The following is a 19,102-nucleotide window of genomic DNA, read 5'->3' on the forward strand; positions in this document are numbered from 1 at the left end:
ATTATAAAAGATTCACCTAAAAAAACATTAATCTAAATTAAATCTCTATTTGAATCCTCTTTTTATAATGTATAATTATTTTTACAACTGATATAAAATTTAAATATTATTAAAAAAATAAATATTTAAGATAGAACTTATTTATTTTTTTATAAAATTCTTTTTTGGTGAATACATGAAAATAGTCGTTGCAATTGGAGGATCTATTTTAATACATGATTATAATGCTAAGATGTTTAAGATTTATAGTGATATATTAAAGGATTTATCTAAGGAACATGAATTGTTTGTTGTTGTAGGTGGAGGAAAACCTGCAAGAGAATATATTAGCGTTGTAAGGGAACTAGGCTGTGGAGAAGCTCAAAGTGATGCAATAGGAATTGAGGTAACCAGGATTAATGCCCAATTATTACTTTCTGCATTAGGTGATAGTGCATATCAAAAAGTTCCTGAAAACTTTAAAGAAGCTTTAGAATATTCTGCATTTGGTAAAATTATTGTAATGGGGGGTACTGAACCTGCACACAGTACTGATGCAGTATCAGCTATTTTAGCAGAATATATTAATGCAGATTTACTTATTAATTTAACATCTGTAGACGGTATGTATGACAAGGATCCTAATAAATTTGAGGATGCGAAGTTAATCAATGAGATTCATGCATCTGATCTAGTAAAATTCCTTGAAGGTAAAGATGTAAAAGCAGGTACTTATGAATTCTTTGATATGACTGCAGCTCAAATGATTAAACGTTCTAAACTTGAAACTGTTATTGCTAATGGTGAAGATCCCGAGAATTTAGTTAAGATTGTAAATGGGGAAACTATTGGTACTAAGGTAATATCTGATTAGAGGTGATAAAATGTCAGTAGAACCACATAAACATTGTCCCGTCTGTGGAACACCAATTCCTTTAAATGAAAAAGCTTGTTCACCAGATTGTGAGGCAGTATTAAACAAAAGACAAAATCAAATGAAAAGAAATCAAAAATTAATCTACGTTCTTTTAGTTGTATTTATTATTGTTTGGTTATATTTTGTTGTAATTAAATAAATTTAATTTTTTTAATTTTTTATAAAACTTCAAATTGTGATTTTATGATTCTTTCATCAACTAATACTTTAGAAGGTAAACAAATCAAGCAATATTATGGTATTGTTACTGGAGAGGCTTTAATTGGAGCTAATGTGTATAAGGATTTATTCTCTGGTGTACGTGATGTTGTAGGTGGTAGAACCTCTAAGTATGAAGAGGAAATCCAGAAGGCAAGAATGATTGCATTAAAAAGTATGGAAGATAAAGCTCTAGACTTTGGGGCTAATGCAATAATAGGTCTTAAAATCAATTATGCAAATCTTGGTGGAACTATGGGTAACACAATTCTTGTAACCGCTTATGGGACTGCCATATCTTATATCTAATTTTTATGTGAATTTTAATGAGCTTAATAGATAAATTAAATAAAAATAATAAGGATCCTGAAGAGATTGGAAAGGCAGTTCTTTCAATTGTATTTGGAACCTTTATTGGCTGTTTAACTTATGCACTTAGTTTTAGATTCCATATTGATATCTTTGGTTGGAATCTGGCATTTGTTTTTGCTCCATTATTTGCGGGATATGCTGAGACTTATCTTTCTATTAAGTTAATGGATGAGACCACTGGTGCTATTAGTGCATATCTTCTATTTTTTGTAACAGTTATCCATGGATTTATACTTGCAAATCCAACACTTGGGGTTAACGGAATTACCGTTGGCGCAATAATAGTAATTTTACAGGCCGCATTTCCGACATTGATTAATTATTTCTTTTTGGTAGTGGTTATTGGATCTGTTTCATATCTATTTGGATTCTTTAAACAGTGGACAGACAAGCTGTATTATACAATAGTGCCTATATTTTATAAACTGATAGGCAGGGAATTTGTACCTAAAAGGGCTGCACTTACAGTTGACAATTTTGCAACTAATCTGGAAGAGACAGATATAAATGATTTAGGTGTGTTGTTTATGACTACAACCCATCCATGGCAGGTTAATGTTAAAGAATATATCGGTGTTTTTGAAGGGTCTGTAATTATCCCTAATGAAAATAGATTTTTTGAGATTAAGACTAAAAACGAGGAAAATCTTTTACTCATCAGATTTCAAGAGGCTAAAGATCAGGCCCTTAAACAGTTGGCTAAGGAAATTAAAGATCATGGTGGAAATGGTGTACTTGATTTGGAAATCGAGTATAATATTGTTGGAGAGTTAATTGGTGACAGTTTCCACATAGTTGCAAAGGGTACCGGTGTTCTTTTGGAATAATTGAATATTTAATTTTTATATTTCCTTAAAATTTTTAGATATACATATATTTATTAAGTTGATAAAATAGATAGTATATTATTATATTTTTAAGGAAACTAATTTTTTTTAAATAGTTTCTTTTCTATTAAACTTCATTTTTTAAAATAAGTTTATATTTTAGATTGTCCAATTGGATAATTTGATTATTGATTATTATTTATTATTATTTTTACTTTTTACGGAGAATTACTATGGAAGATATATCTTCAAAAGAATTATATGAATTTAAAAAAATGATTAAAAACTTATCTGAAAAGAAAGGTAGGGGAACTGAGTTAGTTTCTGTTTACATACCTCATGATAAACAAATCAGTGATGTTGCTAAACAGATGAGGGATGAACTAGGACAAAGTTCTAACATTAAAAGTAAATCCACCAGAAAAAACGTTCAGTCAGCTATTGAGGTTATTATTCAGAAAATAAAATTATATAAACAGGCTCCAGAAAACGGATTAGTCATTTTCACAGGAATGATTCCTAGAGGTGGACCTGGTACCGAGAAAATGGAAACCTATACCTTTGAACCACCTGAGGAAATTACCACCTACTGGTATATTTGTGATAGCCAATTTTTCCTAGATCCCCTAATAGAAATGGTATCCGATAGGGATGTTTACGGTATTGCTGTAATTGATAGGAAAGAGGCTACTATTGCAACTTTAAAGGGTAAGCGTATTGACATTGTAGCACATTTAACTAGTGGTGTGCCTGGTAAGCATAAAGCAGGTGGTCAATCACAGAGAAGGTTTGACCGTGTTATTGAAGATGCCGCAAGAGAATTCCTTAAAAGGATCGGTCGTCATGTAAACGATGCATTTTTACCAATCAAAGATGATTTGAGAGGGGTCATCTTAGGTGGACCTGGTAATACTAAAATTGATTTCTATGAAGGGGACTTCATGCAATATGAAATCAAGGATAAGGTTATCACCACTGTAGATACTTCCTATACTGGCGAATTCGGTATCCGTGAAGTTATCGATAAATCCTCCGATGTATTGGAAGAATTAGACGTAATTAAAGAGAAGAAACTTGTCCAAAGATTTTTAAAAGAATTAATCAATGATAAATCAGGTCTTGCAAGTTATGGTGAGGAAGAAGTTAGAAGAAATCTTCAAATTGGTGCGGTAGATACACTCCTTTTATCCGAGGGCCTTAAATTACAGCGTGTTAAAATGACCTGTCCTCAATGTGGATGGTCAACTGAGATAACACCTCGTAAGAAAGCGGATCTTGATTTTAAATGTGATAATTGTAATGAACAAATGAAGGAAGAATCAAGAGAGGATCTTGTTGATACTTTTGTTGAAATGGCTGAACAGGTAGGTACTTCTGTCGAATTAATCTCCACAGAAACCGAAGAGGGAATGCAGTTATACCGTGCATTTGGTGGAATTGCAGCTATTTTAAGATATCATATTAATTAATTCTTCTTTTTTTAATTTTTCTATTTTTTAATAGTCTTTATCTACTTGGTAAATTAGTAGATTTTTTTAGTTTCTTAGATTTTTTTTATAGTTTTTATATGGTTAGTAAAATTAGTGGATTTTTTAGATTTTTTTAATTATTTTTCCCTATTTATAAAATCAGTTGTTTTTTAGGCTTCTTTTAATAATATTTACTTTATAAAATTAATGTTTTAATTTTAGGCTATTTCATAAAACAATTATTGTTTGATTAATAAAAGCAGTATATTTTTTTTAATTGTTTTTAAAATGAAATGGTATTTAAATAAAGTTAAAAACTTTATTATTATTTTTAATTAAAAATTATAAGGATTTTAAAGTAGTTTTATATTTACATGCAATTGATGTTGATGTATTTGGTTGGATTCTTATTGTTATGCTGTTTATAGATATCATTTAGGATTGCTGAGAAAAGAAACTTGTCAATATTGTAACTATCATTGTATTTTTTGAATAAGAAGTTCTTCTTCATGTTTTTCTGTGTATAATCCTTTTTAATATTGTTGTACATATTAATATCCACAGCTTTTATTTCGCCATTTTTTAATTTAAATTCTTTATATTCTTTCATCCTATCCCTCTTAAAAATTATTTGTATATAAAAATTTTTAATTCTTTAATAATTGTGTTAGTTTTTTTCTATTTAATAGTGTATATGTCATAGTATATAAAGTTTGTTTATAATTTTGTTCAATTAAAAATCTATTAATTTTCATATGTCTTTTAGTAGTTTTAATAAATAAATTATGAAAGGGGCGGTTTTCTATTAAAAAATATTCAGGTTTTAAAATTGAAATCTTAATTTTTATTTGATATTCTGATTCTTAAAGGGATTTGTCTATTTTTTTTATTACTCTATAATTATTTTATGAAAATTTTTTAAAATTTTAAAACATTTTTTTTTAATTTTCAATCAAGAATTTAAATTGGTTTTTCTTAAAAAAAAGGTTAAATGATAAATTGAGGATATTCTTTTATTATCTCATTAAGATAGGGTATATTTTCAATAAATATGTAGAATGGTTAATTTTCAATCATTTTTCTTGGTGGTGTCTTATTTTTTTTTAATTTTCAATGATTAAATCAAATTAAATATCTTAATTTTAAGTGTTGATTTTTTAATTTAAAGAGTTTTCATGTTCTATCTTTAGAAAATATCCATTTTAATCTAATTAATTAATTTTATTTATATTGTCTTTCTAATATTAAATATATTTAAATATCTTAAAATTAAATAATATTATAAGTTATAAGTTTTGGAGGCATAATGTGAAAGACATTAACGTAGGAGTTATAGGTGTCGGAGCAATGGGATACAACCATGCTCGTGTTTATTATAAATTAGAAAATGCAAATCTTATTGCAGTATCAGATGTAAGTGAAATGACTTTAGATAAAGTAAGTAAAAAATATGATGCTAAGGCTTATACTGATTATAATGATTTATTAGAAGACCCTGAGATTGAAGTGGTAAGTGTTTGTGTTCCTACTACTCATCATCATGATGTTGTAATGTCAGCTATTGAACATGGTAAACATGTTCTTGTAGAGAAACCAATTGCTTTTACTTTAGAAGAAGCAGAAGAAATGATTGAAGCAGCTCATAAAAAAGGTGTTATTTTAGGAACTGGTCATGTAGAAAGATTTAATCCAGCTGTTCAAAAAGCTAAGGAATTAATTGATAATGATGTTATTGGAGACATTGTTTCAGCTTCTGCAAAAAGGGTTGGTCCTTATCCACCTAGGATAAAAGATGTGGGTGTGGCTATAGATTTAGCTATTCATGATTTAGACATAATGTACTATTTATTTAACCAGGATGTAAAGAGAGTATATGCTTCAATGGGCAGTATTTTAAACAACTGTGAATATGAGGATCATGCTGAAATCATGGTTAATTTTGCTGGTGGAATGACCGGTATGTTGGAAGTTAACTGGTTAACTCCATATAAACGTAGAGAGATTTCCATTACAGGTACTGATGGAATTATTAATGTGGATTATATAGATCAAAGTATTGACGTACGTGGTAAATTTGCTCAGGATATACAAATTGAACATAAGGAACCATTGATGGAAGAATTAAGATCATTTTTAAATGCTGTAACTGAGAATAAAAAACCTGTCATTACTGGTGAAGATGGTCTCAATGCTCTTAAGATGGTTATTGCAGCAAACAGATCTTCTAAAACTAAAAAACCAATTACTCTTGAAGAATTAGAAGATGATTAGATATTGGTGATTATATGAATGATGAACTTATTGAGAAGGCTCATGAACTTAGGGCACGTGGTTTAACTACTGGTGAAATTGCTGATGAATTAAATGTATCAATTGATACTGCAAGATGGTTAAATCTTCAAACTCCTGAAAAACATAGTAGTGAAGTGCCAGTTGACTTTGCAGTAAATTGGAACAGTCTCGGAGGTAGTTCCACTAGACTTAAATATGTATCTGCAGCATTAAGCGATATGGCTCTTGAAGAGGGAGAAGCTGATGTGATTTTAGGTGTTGCGGCTAGTGGTATTCCATTTGCAACTTTCATGGCTGATTATTATTCATATGAAATGGGTTTAGAAACTTCATTAGCTGTTTTCCACCCACAGAAAGCTAAGGTTGATGACGATGACATAAGCGCTGGTGGAACTATCAGCACTAATTTTGCATCTGTTGATGGAAAAAGGGTTGTAATAGTTGATGATGTTATAACTAGTGGAAAAACTATGAATGAAGTTGTAAATACTGTTCAGGATCTTGGTGGAGAGCCAGTTGCTATAACAGTTCTAATTGATAAGGCAGGTTTAACTGACATTTTAGGTGTTCCTGTTAAATCAATTATTAGTCTTTCTAGATTAAGATAAATTAATTTTAATCTTTTTTAACTATTTTTTTTATTTATTTTAAATTCTTATCGATTTTTTATTTTCAAACTTAGCTATTTTTTATATTTTACATGTGTTTATCTAATCTAATTTTAAATTGTTTAAAAAGCAATTCTTATACTGAATTGGGTTTTTAAAAGTAATTTTTTATATTGGTATAATTTAAAAAGTATCGTTATAATAAAATAAATTTTAAAAGTAATTTTTATGCTGAATTGGGTTTTTAAAAGTAATTTTTTATATTGGTATAATTTAAAAAGTATCGTTATAATAAAATAAATTTTAAAAGTAATTTTTATGCTGAATTGGGTTTTTAATATTAGTTTTTTATAATAATTGGAGTTAAAAAGTATTATTATAATAAAACAAGTTTTAAAAGTAGTTTTTTATGATGAGTGTGGTTTTTAAAAAAAATTATACAATAAGTAGTGTTTTAAAAAGTAATTTTTATTGTAAGATAAGATTAAAAATAGTTAAAAAAAGAAAAGTTTTATTATAAATATTCTAATAACTCTTTACCTACTTTTACACCTAACTCTTTTGCTGTGCGTAATGAGGAAGTTTGAGTAGTTTGATGTAATATTTCACCGTCTTCATTTAGTAGGATTGAATAGAGTTCTAATTGGCTTTTACTATTGATCTTTGCATATGAGCCAAGTGGCCATTGACAGCCAATACCTAATTCGTAAAGAACGGTTTTCTCAGCAAGAACCCTCTTATTGGAGTTATAGTCATCTATTTTTTTAAGGGTTTCATTTACTTCAGTTGAATCTTTTCTTGAGATGACTGCAACTGCTCCCTGACCTGCTGCAGGAGTAATGTAATCTACGGGAAATTCTGTTTTGATGTATTTGGTAAGTCCAAGTCTTATAAGGCCTGCCTCGGCCATGAGAGTTCCGTCTACTTCACCGTCAAGTACCTTCTTAATTCTTGTTTCAACATTTCCCCTTAATGGTTTGAATTTAAATCCTTTTTCGTGATATTTACAGAATGCTTCTCTTCTAAGGCTACTGGAACCTAAACTAGAACCCTCTTCAAGATCTTCCCAGTTTTTATTAGATATGAATACATCATTGGCCTTTTCACGTAATGGGATTGCAGCTATTGTAAGATCTTCATCAAGTTCTGTTGGAACATCCTTAAGACTATGTACTGCAAAGTCAACCTCTTCTTCAAGAACGGCTTTGTCTAGCTCTTTAGTAAATAATCCTTTTGAATCCATATTATAAAGCTGGGAGTCTTTAATCTTGTCTCCTTTAGTTTTAATAATGTCCACTTCAATTTTTTCACCAGTAATGTTGGCAATGGATTGACAGGTTTGTTTTGTCTGTGTTAATGCTAATTGACTTCCTCTAGTTCCAACTTTCATCTTAAATCTCCTTTAATTATTTATTCATGGTTAAAACAATTAACCAAAATTTTTATCTTTTTAATACTTGTTTATAGTTTGACCTATAAACTAATAATATATTCTTATCTTCATTTATGCTTTCCTTAATAGAATCATCAAGTTTTTCAATATAGTTGATTCCATTAAAATTATTGATTTTACCATAGATAGAATTACCTAACTCATCACAAAGTGTGATTTTAAGTGAGGGGTTTTCATTAATTTTAGAACTTAACAATTTTATAAGTTTGTCTTCATCAATCTCCTCACATGTAATGCCATATTTTCCACCAATTATAATATTATATGACGGATTGTCTTTAACCATATTGATAGATTTTTCAATTGCTTTGGTATTTATTCCGGGATTGATCTCCTCGATAATGGTGGAATTTCCGATTTTTTTAATGGAACTTCTACCAGGTATTCCATTGAACTTTAATAAACCCTCTTGTATTCTTTTAATGTCCATGTCTAATACAAGACATGCCGTAATGCCTCCTAAAATATTTAAAACATGGTATGGTGAAGGTGCGAAACTTTTAACATTGAATTGTCCTTTTATATTTTCATCATTTATCGTGTCTAAATCATATTCTACTGTAAAGCTAGTTTCATCCAATGAATATTTGATATTCTTTGCTTTAACATTTGAATCATTATTTAAACCAAAGCTAATTACTTTATCGGAGTTTTTAAATTCCGGGTAAAACTCCTCTAGGGTATTCTTTTCAATCACAACCTTCCTACAGTTAAATATCTGTTTTTTAGCTATTTGGGCATTAGATTTACCTTTGGCAATAGGGTAGTTTTCAATGATATTTGTAAGTATGCCAATGTCTCCCATTCCACAGGCTCCAAGTGAGGATTCAAATATTGCATTGTCATAATTGATATATTCTTTAGAGCTATTCCCGTCATTTTCAAAACTGCATTTGGGTCGGGCAATCTTTCTTGCCATGTCTATGGTTTCAATGATATTGGCAGGGGTTATACTTATATTTTTCTTAAGTAGAATCTCCTTATCCTCTTTAAATAGATATGCACCAAGACTACTTAGGACTAAAGAATTATCCAATATTTCTTTTAGTATAAAACAGGTGGTTGTTTTTCCTTTGACTCCTGTAATTTCTATTACAGGTTTTTTATCCATTTTCCCCTTCCAATCTTTAAGAATTAAATTAACGGCCTCATGATGAGTGTAAAATTTAATGTTTCTATTAATTGATTTTATATAATCCTGTTTTTGAAGTGGACAATGGATGGGTGAAATCACAACAAGATCATCAATATCCTTTAATATTGTAATTTTTTTAATTAGATGGACATTATTTGCTTTAAGTTCATGTCTTCCATCTTTATCTAAAGTTCTATAAATGTCATATCCATAGACATTATTTTCACTATTTTCACTTGCAAGCTTAGTTGCAATCTTAACTCCTCCATGAGTCATATCAACTACAAGATAATTCATTTTTTCACTTTTTAATGATTAATAAAAATTAGAAGGTGTAAATCTAATTACGTGTTGTCATTAGATTTGATTCCGCCTTCACTTAATTTATCCTTAACCTTACTATAGAAGTATTTGTTATTGGTTCTAATGAAAGTAACATCTTTTGGAGATTTTTTAAATATTATCTCCTCCATATAATTTACCTTCTCAGTAATTTGACCATCCATTACAAAGACAGCACTTTTACCCCTTTTTATTAATTTTACACGTATTTCACTTGTGTCGGAAACCACAAACGGTCTGACTCCTAATTTGTATGGGCAAATAGGAACTATAACAAATCCTTTAACTTTAGGATCCACAATAGGTCCTCCTGCAGACATGGAATATGCTGTGGATCCACTTGGTGTTGAAATTATAAGGCCGTCTGCCCTTAATTCCTCCACAATTTCTCCATCAACGGAAATTTCAAAGTGTAACATCTTGGCAGGTTTATTTGTCATTATTACAACTTCATTTAATGCTGTATATTGATGGTTTTCATGGGATACAATAAGTTGGCTTCTACTTTCTTTATAGTAATCCCCTTTTAATATTTGGTTTAATGCATTAAAGGTATCGGATACTTCAATTTCTGTTAAAAATCCCACGGTTCCTAAATTAATACCGAATATTGGAATTTCGGTTGTAAGATGGGATTGTGTTCTAAGTAATGTTCCGTCTCCACCTAGAATTATTGCAAGATCTGTTCTTAAATCTTCGAGCTTTTCAGCTAATCCCTTAAAGTTTATATTGAAGTTTATGTCCTTCAAATATTCTTTAATTTTAGGTGATTCTCCTTGAATTTCCTTAATAATTTCAATTAGTTCCGGATTGTTTTTGAGTTTCTGTAGTTTCTTGGCTAACGTACTTTCTATAACTATATTGATTCCCCTATCCATCAACTCATTCATGATTTTTACAGAGAACAACATGGATTTATTATCGTCTATACGTGATATGATTGCTACAGAGTTAATATCAAAGGTCTCATCATTATTTATTATTTTAATTATTTTGGAATGGAGCTCCTCATTACCTGCACAGACTATCACTACCTTCTCATAGATACTTAATTTATTGTCTAATTTTTCTCCATACTTATTGGTAACAATAGCACCAGATTCTTTTACAATTAGCTGGCTTGCTGCAATATCAATAATTCTACTGCCCCTTAAGTCGAGGAATGCATCATATTGGCCACTTGCAATATAACCTAACTCGAGTACAACTGAACCTAAAACTCTCATTCTTCTTGCTGTATCCACTAATTTTGATGCTGAGACTGTATTACTTTTTGTAAATCCTCCAAGTGACATCTTCTCAAGGTCGGTTTCACTTGATGGTTTCATTTTCTCTCCATTTAAGAATGCGCCATGACCTTTTACAGCTTGGCAAATATCCCCATTTGCAAAGTTTTTGGTTGTTCCTATGACAACATCCTCAAGTGTTGCAAGTCTACCTTCGGGAACAGTTGCTATTGCAAGGGAGATACCAAATGAAGGTATGTTTTTAATAGCGTTACTGGTTCCATCTAATGGATCACATAAAAAGATATATTCCGCATCAGATTTTTTATCTTTAAGTAATTCATTAGTTAAGTTAACTTCTTTAATCATTCCCTGACCTAATTTTAACTCTCCGATTTCTTCACTAATTAAGTAGCAAATAAAATCCTGATTTTTAAGGTATGAAACTACTTGATCCTCAGCAGCTAAATCAATACGGGAAGTAGGTGTTCCATCGGCCCCCATTTTTACAAATCTTCCAGATTCCTCCTTTCCAAAATGACTTTTTACAGCATTTTCCACATTTTCAATAATTGCAAGTGAGATTTCCTTTAACTTTTCTATTTCTTCTGAATTCATTGTAAACCCTTCATTTGATAAATAATTATATTATAAAACTTTTATTCCTCTGTATCCTTTTCAATAATATCATCATTAAGATATACAACTGAGGCTACTACAGAACCAATGTTCTCAACAGTATGTGTTGAATCCTCAACAATCATCTGATTAATCTTCTCATTTCTTTTACGCATCATATATTTTACCATTTGCACTGCTTCTTTTCTATTTTCCTGATTTGATACATTAACTCCTGTTGTCTCAACTACACAACCTAAATTATCTCCAATGGCAACAGCTACACAGGCGGTAATTGTTTCTCCAGGATTGCTTGAAGTTATATTAGAAAGAACACAATTCACCATTGCACCTGCCTTTAGTTTAGGTAATTTTACAATGGATGTTTTCTTCTCTAACATACTTGACACTTTTATTAAATTGACATCCCCTATTCCAGCATCTGTCAATGCATTATCAAATGCATTTAAACGTGTTGGACCTTCACTTTTTCCTGATACGATAGAAACCTTCATTATCTCATCCTTATTTTTTTCATGATTCAATGGAATACAATATGAAAATCCATTATTTAAATATAATATAATATGATTTTTTATAGTAATAAAATTTTATATTCCTTTTTTTATAGGGATTCTTTATGAAATTTATTATTTTTTATTTTTCTAAATAAATTATAATTTTCTTTTAGTTATTTACATATAATTAAAGACTTTATGTTATGATTTTTAACTGTGAGGTGGCCATCTATTTTTGATTTTTTAGGTTCCATTTAAATACTTTCTTTGTTTTGTACTAACATTTATATAAAAATAAATCTAATATAATAATATAATATTATATTTCATAGTCAAGATTAATTTTTAATAAATTAATTCTTATTTCTGATTTTATTGTAAAGATTATGCTTTTATTTTAAAATCAACTATTAATATTAGGAAAAATTATTTAATTTTATTTGGAGGAAATTTTTATGGCAACTAAAGTTGTAGAAGTAAAAACTTTAAAAGTAGGTAAATATGTAGTATTAGATGATGAACCTTGTAAAATTGTAGGTTTAAGTACCTCTTCACCTGGTAAACATGGAGCTGCAAAAGCTAGAGTAGAAGCTATCGGTGTTTTTGACGGTCAAAAAAGAACTTTAACCAAACCTGTAAACAGTAAAGTTGATATTCCTATAATTGATAAAAGAGTAGGTCAAGTTTTATCTATCCAAGGTACTACTGTACAAATCATGGATATGGAAAACTACGATACTTTAGAATTACCATTACCTGAAGAATTGGCTGATAAAATTGTTGAAGGTATTGAAGTAGAATATATTGAAGCTATGGGTAACATGAAAATTATGAGAACTAAAGGTTCAGCACCTAGTTACTAGATTCCATAATTTTTAATGTATTAATTTCAACTTTTGATATTAGTTTAAATATCTAACAATTTAATCTAATATTTTCAATTTATCTATTGGTTTAAATATCTATTCAATTTAAAATTTTAACATGTTTTAACTAGTAAATATTAATTAATTCAATTTTAAATCCATTAATATTTGGCTATTTAAATGATTCGATTTGAATTGTTCTAGTTAAAACTTAGGGCTTTTTTAATTATTTTTTATTATAAAAAATAATTCATTTTTTTTACTTATTTTTTAATTTTTTAATTGATCTTACTTAATTTAAGGTGTTTTAATGATATTTGGCATGCATGAACCTTGTAAATTTGCATTTTCACAAGAAGAGGTTGATTTTGATAATATTCCTCAGGATGATGATAATTTATGGGGTATTATAGGGGTTCCATTTGACAGCACTGTTTCTTATCATGTTGGTTCAAGATATGGTCCACTTATTGTAAGGGAAGCATCATATTCATTTGAATATTATAATACTATTCTTAACAAGGAGATGGATACTGTGTTCTATGATTTTGGGGACCTTAATGCGATTCCAGGCAATTGTAAAAAGACATGTGATTTACTTGAGGATGTTGTATCCGATTTAATTAATAATAACATCAGGCCGATTCTTATTGGTGGAGAACATAGTGCCACTAAAGGAATCTTATCTGCAATAGCAAACAATCAGGAATCAAATGATCTATCAGATATTATTATAGTACATGTTGATGCACATAGGGACATTATTGATGATTATCAAGGCGAAAAGGATTCGCATGCAACTATTATGCATAGGGTATTTGATTTAAATCCAAAGGAGATTATTCAGATTGGAATAAGATCCTCATCATTGGAGGAAGAGGAATTTGTAGATGAACATTCGGATAAAATCACCTCTTTTAAAGCAGACGATCTAAGAAAATCCTTTACTTATCTACTTAACTATCTGGAGGCTATTGACAATCCAATTTATATCTCAATTGATATGGATGCACTTGATCCTGCATATGCTCCTTCCTTGGGCAATCCTGTACCCTGTGGACTTTCACCTGAAAATATCCAGGATATTCTGGTATGTTTAAAAGATAAAGATATTTTAGGTTTTGATGTTATGGAGGTTGCATCTGATAGGCTAGGTGATATAACTGCCATTAATGCGGCTAAAATAATTTATGACTTTTTATCTTTAAGGAGTTAAGTAAATTATTTATATTTTATAATTTATATTAATTAAAAAGGAGATATCATGTTTCTATTAACTGAAATATTAGCTACACTTGTAGCCATTGAATTCTTATTTATAATGTATTTGGAGACTTTTGCGACTTCCTCAGATAGAACTTCCAAAGTCTTTGGCATGGATAGAACTGAATTAGAAAGAGATTCTGTTAATACACTTTTTAAAAATCAGGGTGTGTATAATGGTTTACTTGCAATTTTGATCTTAATTTCTGTATTTGTGTTTACAAGTAAAGTTGCACTTATCTGTTTAATGGCATATATTATTCTTGTTGCATTGTATGGTGGCTTTACAAGTAATCCAAAAATTATTATAATGCAAGGTGGTCTTGCAATCCTTACCTTAATTACATGTTTATTATAGGTTAATTTCTTAATTAACTACTTTTTTTTATTTATTTAACTTTTTTATAGGTTAATTCCTTGTTTAATTACTTATTGTCTCTAATTAATTATTTTTTTATTTTTCAGTAGTAAATTTTCAATATTGCTATATGTTATATTGATGATGAAATTGTTAAGTTCCCTTATAGTGATAGTAAGGAGAATAAATAATCTGTTAATTAATTTGATTATTAGTTAAGGATTTAAAAAAGTGTTCTATAATGTTTAAAGAAGAAAATGGGTATGTTGTTTAATTTCTGCTGATTAATTAAAAATTAAATAATAATATCTAATAATTAGTAAAATTTAAAAAAATTTAATAGATTTTATCGTCTATTAAATTATAACAAATCATATAAATGTGGAATTACCTTTTCGAATTTTACTCCATATCTATGGTTTGGATCACCAACTGTTTCCTCGATAGCCCTTTTAGTAAATTCACCTGCAATTTCCGTTGATTTGGATGGTGATTTACCGATAAGTGATGATCCTACAAATGCTGAGGCAAAAACGTCACCGGTTCCATGGGAAATGTAATCTATCTTGTCATTGTATACAATTTCTGTAGAAGAAGGGCTATTTTTATCTAAAACAATTGTTCCCAATTTATTTTCTATGTGGTTATCTCCTTTTAAGATAACATATTTCTTTGTAAAGTCGGAAAGTTCATTTGCCATATCTAAGATTTCTTCTTTTGAGAAATCTGGTTTCCAAGGTTTATGTAATAAATAACAAGCCTCAGTGGTGTTAGGAAGGATGTAATCTCCTATCTTACATAGTTCACCCATTTTATCAGCAAATTCCTGGTTAAATGCAGGATAAAATTCTCCATTATCCGCCATGGCAGGATCAACAAATACAAGTCCGTCAGGCTTTAATCTTGAATCTATTATTTCTTTTATATACTCCAATTGTTCCATTGAGCCAATGTAACCAGTATATATGGCATCAAAGTATATTCCTTCTTTTTCCCAATGTTCACGAATAGCAGGAAGATCCTCTGTTAAGTCTCTGCAGGTATATCCTGAAAAACCTGATGTATGTGTAGATAGAACCGCAGATGGAAGGACTGCAGTTTCGATTCCGAATGCAGATATGATTGGTAGTGCAACTGTTATTGAGCATTGTCCGTAACAAGATATGTCCTGTATTGTCAAAATCTTTTTTTCATTTTTCTCATTCAACATAATACTATTTTTAATATATTATACTATTAATATTTGATTATTTTTTTAGATATGGAATCTGCCAAATTATTTTTTACTATTTTTTATCAATTTTTATCAAGTTTCCTATTGAAAATATTTTATAAAACTGAAATTTGTTTAAAATATGTGTTTTGTTATAATTTTTTAACTAATTGAAGATTATTTTGTACAAAATTTGTATATAGTATAAAACTAAATAAAAAAAAGTAGGTGAATTTGAATGAATATAAGAATAACGACAATTTTTTGTATGCTCCTATTAATATTGGGTATTTGTTCTATAAGTGCAGTTAATGTTACAGTCTCAGATATAAATGAAACTAATAATAGTGATACTCAGGTAGCTCATGTTGGTGAGGATGGACGTCTTCCTGCTTATACCAGTGATAATTATACTGCATATTGTATAAACCCCTCTAAAGATAATCCATATGATTATATAAATTATACTGAACATAATACTAGTAAAGTTAAAGTTGTAAATACCATAACAAACCAATCTGTAGATGATTATATAAAGACCTTGCTTGTAAATAAGTTTAGAAAAGAAAATTTATCCGATGGTGATATTCAAGGTATTATTACAGGATTTCTAAGATATAACTATTTAAACTTTAGTGATGGATCTAATCTTTTAGAACCTAATTACAGCTTTTTTGATTATGTACTTAGTAATGGAAAAACAAGGGGAGATTATGTTTTAGAAATTTTAGATATGGTTGAAACTTATCCAGATACTGGTATTGTACGAAGTGTTAATGGAAGTGATGAGCATTATCAGCTTAAATTCTTTAATCCTGTAATGGATAACTTTCAAGAATTAATTGGTATTAAATTATGGTGGGAGACTCCTAAAGCAAATAATACCACTACAAATAATAGTACAATTCATAATAATACTACAAACAACAATACCGTCGATAATAATACTACAAATAATAGTACAGTCCATAATAATACTACATTAAATAATTATTCTAATACAAATAATACAACTAATAATTTAAAAGATCCAATTAATACAGATACCTCACATGCATTATATAATACAGGAAATCCTTTGTATGTTTTGTTATTTGCATTAATTGCTATTGGTCTAATAGTTAGAAGAAGATGAGTTTATTTACTTAACTTTTTGTTTAATGGTTAAAAATAATAATTTTTTTTATTTCAATTAACTTTTAGATTTATAGTTTAAAAATAGAATTTTTCATTTTCAAATAAAAATAATGCGGATTTTTTTATTATAACTGTAACTATGTTATTTTTATTTTATAAAAAAATTAAAATCTTTTCATGACTTCTTAATTAAATGTAATTTTATTTTATTATGAAATCAATTTATTTATTATTTTCTTTTAATTTATAGAAATCATTGATAAACATATTACTGTAGTTTTTAGAAATCTCTTCATATTTATTCCATATGCCTATTTCAGTGTTTGGAATTATTGAATTGTCATCATCAACATTAATGAACGTGTTAAGTATTTCCTTTCCGTCTATAATTAATGATTTAGTTGGTGGAAGATTTTTTTCAAAAATTTCTAAATTACTTAATTCTGAATTTTTAAACTTTTCATAAATATTCTCTTTCCCCCCATTTATATTAATTTCATTATTTAATATTATTTTAATTTGAATTTCATTGGAGATCTTTTTTAATGAATTAATTAAATAATCATCTTCATTTTCAAATAAAAAGCCAATTGTTATATATACTGACTTTTTAGATTCTTTAATTAATTCTAGTTCTTTATTAATAATGTTTTTAGAAGAATTTATTAACCAAACAGGTGCCTGTGTTTCATTAATTTGATTATTGTATATTCCATTTAATCTTTCACCACTTTCATTAAGTTTTTTAATAAGTTCTTCTTTTTTATTATTATATGCATTAAATGGGGGGATAACTGTATAGGTTAAAGGTCTTGTTCCATGATTTGTTTTAATAAATCCTTTCTTGTCTAACTCTTTTAAAACATAATATATTTTTGTTCTAGGTATATTTGCAAGTTCAGATATCTCATCTGCTTTCGCTGAAATTAATTTATTTAAGCTAATATATGCCTCTGCTTCATAATGGCTTAAACCTAATATTTTTAAAGAGTATATAATGTTATCCATAATCTCACACTGCCCTTTTTTATCTTATGAATTTTAATTAAACTTCTTAATATTGTTGCTGTGTTTAGTTAAGGTTTAATTAATTTTAGTATGAGTAAATCCATGTGCTTAATTATAGCTTGATTTTTAATAAGATCCATTCTTATACTTAGTTAACTAATTAAATTTCTTAACTTTCTCGCCGTATTTGTTTTTAATTCTGATAATTTTATATAATTAAATAATATTCTGTTTTGTATTATTTATCGGATAATTAACTAAAAATTCTTATTTTAAATTATTTTTTCATGAAAATAATTTAGTATCTTAATATGGGCTTTTTTTTATAGCATTTGCTTTTTGTAGTCAATTTATCTATTAAAAAATTTAAAATTCATTACCTCTATTTTAAAAAAACAATAATTTAAAGATTTTGTAACTAAGTAATATTAAAAAGTTAAAATTCTTATAAAAAACTTTCATATTGTTTTATTCTTTAAAATTAAGAATTATCTTGACTTTCAAGTAATTTTAAGTATAATCAATTATTTAATATCTTTTATAGATTAAATTAAATTTGGTGATTTGTATAATATAATTCATTAATCGTAATAAGTTTTTCTAATTTGCTTCTATCTTTATTCATTTTTTATCCATTCATTTGTATTTTTGTATACTTTATCTTTAGTCATGCTTTTTTTTGTTAAATTGATTTTTTATTTAATTTTAGTCTCTATTTGATTTGTCTTTATATTGTTTATCTATTATTTTCATTTTTTGAATATGTTTTATTTTTTTTCATATTTATTTTGTTTATTTTAATTTTTTTAAAATTTAAAGATATATGAAAAAGTTTTATAGACTACGAACATATATTATTAATTAATGATTGTATGGGCGGTGGGAATATAGTAAAGTTTAGAAAATTATTAATTGTTTTATTATGTTTATTTGTTTTATTATCTTGTATTGGGGTAAGTTTTGCTGCAAATTCTGATAATATATCATCTACTAATTCAAATTCTTCTACTGATGTTTTGGTATATAATTCTTCTAATGTTTTATATTCTAATGATTCTGTTGATTATGATTCTGGTAATGTTTCAGTTTCTAATGATTCTAATTCTAGATCTGCTGATAATTTAATTTCAATAATTCTAATTATAATAAGGGTTTAGTTTCTAGTTCAAATTCTTTTAATCAAACAATAAGGAATAATGAACCTACAGGGGATAAATCAGTATATGTCTCTAGCAATGGTGATGATGATACTGGTGATGGATCTAAACTATCTCCGTTTAAAA

General features: G+C 28.1%; 19 protein-coding genes. 12 read left to right on the forward strand and 7 right to left on the reverse strand.

Going from position 1 to position 19,102, the window contains the following annotated elements; all coding sequences use genetic code 11:
- The first annotated feature begins 175 nt into the window (after window positions 1–175).
- From pyrH to prf1, 5 genes are all read left to right on the forward strand, one after another.
- On the forward strand, window positions 176–853 hold the full coding sequence (gene pyrH, locus ABM4_RS02250) for a UMP kinase (protein ID WP_016358060.1): 678 nt from the start codon (window positions 176–178) through the stop codon (window positions 851–853).
- A gap of 10 nt (window positions 854–863) precedes the next feature.
- Window positions 864–1,055, forward strand: coding sequence for a DUF2116 family Zn-ribbon domain-containing protein (locus tag ABM4_RS02255; protein ID WP_016358061.1), 192 nt, complete (start codon window positions 864–866; stop codon window positions 1,053–1,055).
- Window positions 1,056–1,099: 44 nt separating this feature from the next.
- Entirely contained in the window at window positions 1,100–1,423 is a 324-nt protein-coding gene (locus tag ABM4_RS02260; protein ID WP_016358062.1) for a heavy metal-binding domain-containing protein, read from the forward strand.
- Between the two features lie 17 nt (window positions 1,424–1,440).
- Entirely contained in the window at window positions 1,441–2,313 is an 873-nt protein-coding gene (locus ABM4_RS02265; protein WP_016358063.1) for a heavy metal-binding domain-containing protein, read from the forward strand.
- A gap of 233 nt (window positions 2,314–2,546) precedes the next feature.
- Window positions 2,547–3,782 carry a peptide chain release factor aRF-1 gene (prf1, locus tag ABM4_RS02270; RefSeq protein WP_016358064.1) on the forward strand — a complete coding sequence of 412 codons (1,236 nt, stop codon included), beginning with the start codon at window positions 2,547–2,549 and terminating at the stop codon, window positions 3,780–3,782.
- A gap of 370 nt (window positions 3,783–4,152) precedes the next feature.
- Here prf1 and ABM4_RS02275 read toward each other — a convergent pair whose 3' ends face one another.
- On the reverse strand, window positions 4,153–4,392 hold the full coding sequence (locus tag ABM4_RS02275; protein ID WP_016358065.1) for a hypothetical protein: 240 nt from the start codon (window positions 4,390–4,392) through the stop codon (window positions 4,153–4,155).
- A 698-nt stretch (window positions 4,393–5,090) separates the two neighbouring features.
- Here ABM4_RS02275 and ABM4_RS02280 point away from each other — a divergent pair.
- Window positions 5,091–6,053, forward strand: a complete 963-nt coding sequence (locus ABM4_RS02280) for a Gfo/Idh/MocA family protein (RefSeq protein WP_016358066.1) — start codon at window positions 5,091–5,093, stop codon at window positions 6,051–6,053.
- A 14-nt stretch (window positions 6,054–6,067) separates the two neighbouring features.
- Window positions 6,068–6,682, forward strand: a complete 615-nt coding sequence (locus tag ABM4_RS02285; RefSeq protein WP_016358067.1) for an orotate phosphoribosyltransferase-like protein — start codon at window positions 6,068–6,070, stop codon at window positions 6,680–6,682.
- Between the two features lie 514 nt (window positions 6,683–7,196).
- Here ABM4_RS02285 and hemC read toward each other — a convergent pair.
- Genes hemC through ABM4_RS02305 form a run of 4 tightly spaced genes read right to left on the reverse strand, consistent with a single transcriptional unit; the run spans window position 7,197 to window position 11,971 of the window.
- Window positions 7,197–8,072 (reverse strand): hydroxymethylbilane synthase, encoded by an 876-nt coding sequence (gene hemC / locus ABM4_RS02290; RefSeq protein ID WP_016358068.1) that lies wholly within the window; start codon window positions 8,070–8,072, stop codon window positions 7,197–7,199.
- A gap of 52 nt (window positions 8,073–8,124) precedes the next feature.
- Window positions 8,125–9,567 carry a coenzyme F430 synthase gene (gene cfbE / locus ABM4_RS02295; protein WP_016358069.1) on the reverse strand — a complete coding sequence of 481 codons (1,443 nt, stop codon included), beginning with the start codon at window positions 9,565–9,567 and terminating at the stop codon, window positions 8,125–8,127.
- A gap of 47 nt (window positions 9,568–9,614) precedes the next feature.
- Window positions 9,615–11,456, reverse strand: a complete 1,842-nt coding sequence (locus tag ABM4_RS02300; RefSeq protein ID WP_016358070.1) for a bifunctional NADP phosphatase/NAD kinase — start codon at window positions 11,454–11,456, stop codon at window positions 9,615–9,617.
- Between the two features lie 41 nt (window positions 11,457–11,497).
- Entirely contained in the window at window positions 11,498–11,971 is a 474-nt protein-coding gene (locus ABM4_RS02305; RefSeq protein ID WP_016358071.1) for a pyruvoyl-dependent arginine decarboxylase, read from the reverse strand.
- Window positions 11,972–12,429: 458 nt separating this feature from the next.
- On the opposite strand from ABM4_RS02305, the gene ABM4_RS02310 reads away from it, so the two are divergent.
- The 3 genes from ABM4_RS02310 (at window position 12,430) to ABM4_RS02320 (ending at window position 14,461) form a co-directional block, all read left to right on the forward strand.
- Window positions 12,430–12,837: a translation initiation factor IF-5A gene (locus tag ABM4_RS02310; RefSeq protein ID WP_016358072.1), complete on the forward strand. Its 408-nt coding sequence runs from the start codon at window positions 12,430–12,432 to the stop codon at window positions 12,835–12,837.
- 313 nt (window positions 12,838–13,150) lie between these two features.
- The gene (gene speB / locus ABM4_RS02315; RefSeq protein ID WP_016358073.1) at window positions 13,151–14,056 is read left to right on the forward strand and encodes an agmatinase; all 906 of its coding nucleotides are present in this window, start codon (window positions 13,151–13,153) and stop codon (window positions 14,054–14,056) included.
- A gap of 48 nt (window positions 14,057–14,104) precedes the next feature.
- Entirely contained in the window at window positions 14,105–14,461 is a 357-nt protein-coding gene (locus tag ABM4_RS02320) for a DUF1304 domain-containing protein (protein ID WP_016358074.1), read from the forward strand.
- Between the two features lie 361 nt (window positions 14,462–14,822).
- Here the strand turns inward: ABM4_RS02320 and ABM4_RS02325 are convergent, their stop codons facing one another.
- Window positions 14,823–15,671 carry a pyridoxamine kinase gene (locus ABM4_RS02325; protein ID WP_016358075.1) on the reverse strand — a complete coding sequence of 283 codons (849 nt, stop codon included), beginning with the start codon at window positions 15,669–15,671 and terminating at the stop codon, window positions 14,823–14,825.
- A gap of 241 nt (window positions 15,672–15,912) precedes the next feature.
- On the opposite strand from ABM4_RS02325, the gene ABM4_RS02330 reads away from it, so the two are divergent.
- Window positions 15,913–16,809: a hypothetical protein gene (locus ABM4_RS02330; RefSeq protein WP_016358076.1), complete on the forward strand. Its 897-nt coding sequence runs from the start codon at window positions 15,913–15,915 to the stop codon at window positions 16,807–16,809.
- Between the two features lie 224 nt (window positions 16,810–17,033).
- Here the strand turns inward: ABM4_RS02330 and ABM4_RS02335 are convergent, their stop codons facing one another.
- Complete coding sequence (locus ABM4_RS02335; protein ID WP_016358077.1) at window positions 17,034–17,819, reverse strand: TrmB family transcriptional regulator; 786 nt, start codon at window positions 17,817–17,819, stop codon at window positions 17,034–17,036.
- A gap of 872 nt (window positions 17,820–18,691) precedes the next feature.
- Between ABM4_RS02335 and ABM4_RS02340 the strand changes: the two genes are divergently transcribed.
- Entirely contained in the window at window positions 18,692–18,976 is a 285-nt protein-coding gene (locus tag ABM4_RS02340) for a hypothetical protein (RefSeq protein ID WP_048200798.1), read from the forward strand.
- The last annotated feature ends 126 nt before the right edge of the window (window positions 18,977–19,102 follow it).

It is taken from the genome of Methanobrevibacter sp. AbM4 (assembly GCF_000404165.1).
Taxonomy (GTDB): Archaea; Methanobacteriota; Methanobacteria; order Methanobacteriales; family Methanobacteriaceae; genus Methanarmilla; species Methanarmilla boviskoreani.

What these genes read in the sequence shown, in the direction of transcription:
- cfbE (WP_016358069.1), bottom strand. Translation starts at nt 9,567, where the DNA reads ATGAATTATCTTGTAGTTGATATGACTCATGGAGGAGTTAAGATTGCA.
- speB (WP_016358073.1), top strand. Translation starts at nt 13,151, where the DNA reads ATGATATTTGGCATGCATGAACCTTGTAAATTTGCATTTTCACAAGAA.
- ABM4_RS02320 (WP_016358074.1), top strand. Translation starts at nt 14,105, where the DNA reads ATGTTTCTATTAACTGAAATATTAGCTACACTTGTAGCCATTGAATTC.
- ABM4_RS02310 (WP_016358072.1), top strand. Translation starts at nt 12,430, where the DNA reads ATGGCAACTAAAGTTGTAGAAGTAAAAACTTTAAAAGTAGGTAAATAT.
- prf1 (WP_016358064.1), top strand. Translation starts at nt 2,547, where the DNA reads ATGGAAGATATATCTTCAAAAGAATTATATGAATTTAAAAAAATGATT.
- ABM4_RS02305 (WP_016358071.1), bottom strand. Translation starts at nt 11,971, where the DNA reads ATGAAGGTTTCTATCGTATCAGGAAAAAGTGAAGGTCCAACACGTTTA.
- ABM4_RS02325 (WP_016358075.1), bottom strand. Translation starts at nt 15,671, where the DNA reads ATGTTGAATGAGAAAAATGAAAAAAAGATTTTGACAATACAGGACATA.
- ABM4_RS02340 (WP_048200798.1), top strand. Translation starts at nt 18,692, where the DNA reads ATGGGCGGTGGGAATATAGTAAAGTTTAGAAAATTATTAATTGTTTTA.
- ABM4_RS02260 (WP_016358062.1), top strand. Translation starts at nt 1,100, where the DNA reads ATGATTCTTTCATCAACTAATACTTTAGAAGGTAAACAAATCAAGCAA.
- ABM4_RS02285 (WP_016358067.1), top strand. Translation starts at nt 6,068, where the DNA reads ATGAATGATGAACTTATTGAGAAGGCTCATGAACTTAGGGCACGTGGT.
- ABM4_RS02335 (WP_016358077.1), bottom strand. Translation starts at nt 17,819, where the DNA reads ATGGATAACATTATATACTCTTTAAAAATATTAGGTTTAAGCCATTAT.
- hemC (WP_016358068.1), bottom strand. Translation starts at nt 8,072, where the DNA reads ATGAAAGTTGGAACTAGAGGAAGTCAATTAGCATTAACACAGACAAAA.
- ABM4_RS02300 (WP_016358070.1), bottom strand. Translation starts at nt 11,456, where the DNA reads ATGAATTCAGAAGAAATAGAAAAGTTAAAGGAAATCTCACTTGCAATT.
- pyrH (WP_016358060.1), top strand. Translation starts at nt 176, where the DNA reads ATGAAAATAGTCGTTGCAATTGGAGGATCTATTTTAATACATGATTAT.
- ABM4_RS02275 (WP_016358065.1), bottom strand. Translation starts at nt 4,392, where the DNA reads ATGAAAGAATATAAAGAATTTAAATTAAAAAATGGCGAAATAAAAGCT.
- ABM4_RS02330 (WP_016358076.1), top strand. Translation starts at nt 15,913, where the DNA reads ATGAATATAAGAATAACGACAATTTTTTGTATGCTCCTATTAATATTG.
- ABM4_RS02265 (WP_016358063.1), top strand. Translation starts at nt 1,441, where the DNA reads ATGAGCTTAATAGATAAATTAAATAAAAATAATAAGGATCCTGAAGAG.
- ABM4_RS02255 (WP_016358061.1), top strand. Translation starts at nt 864, where the DNA reads ATGTCAGTAGAACCACATAAACATTGTCCCGTCTGTGGAACACCAATT.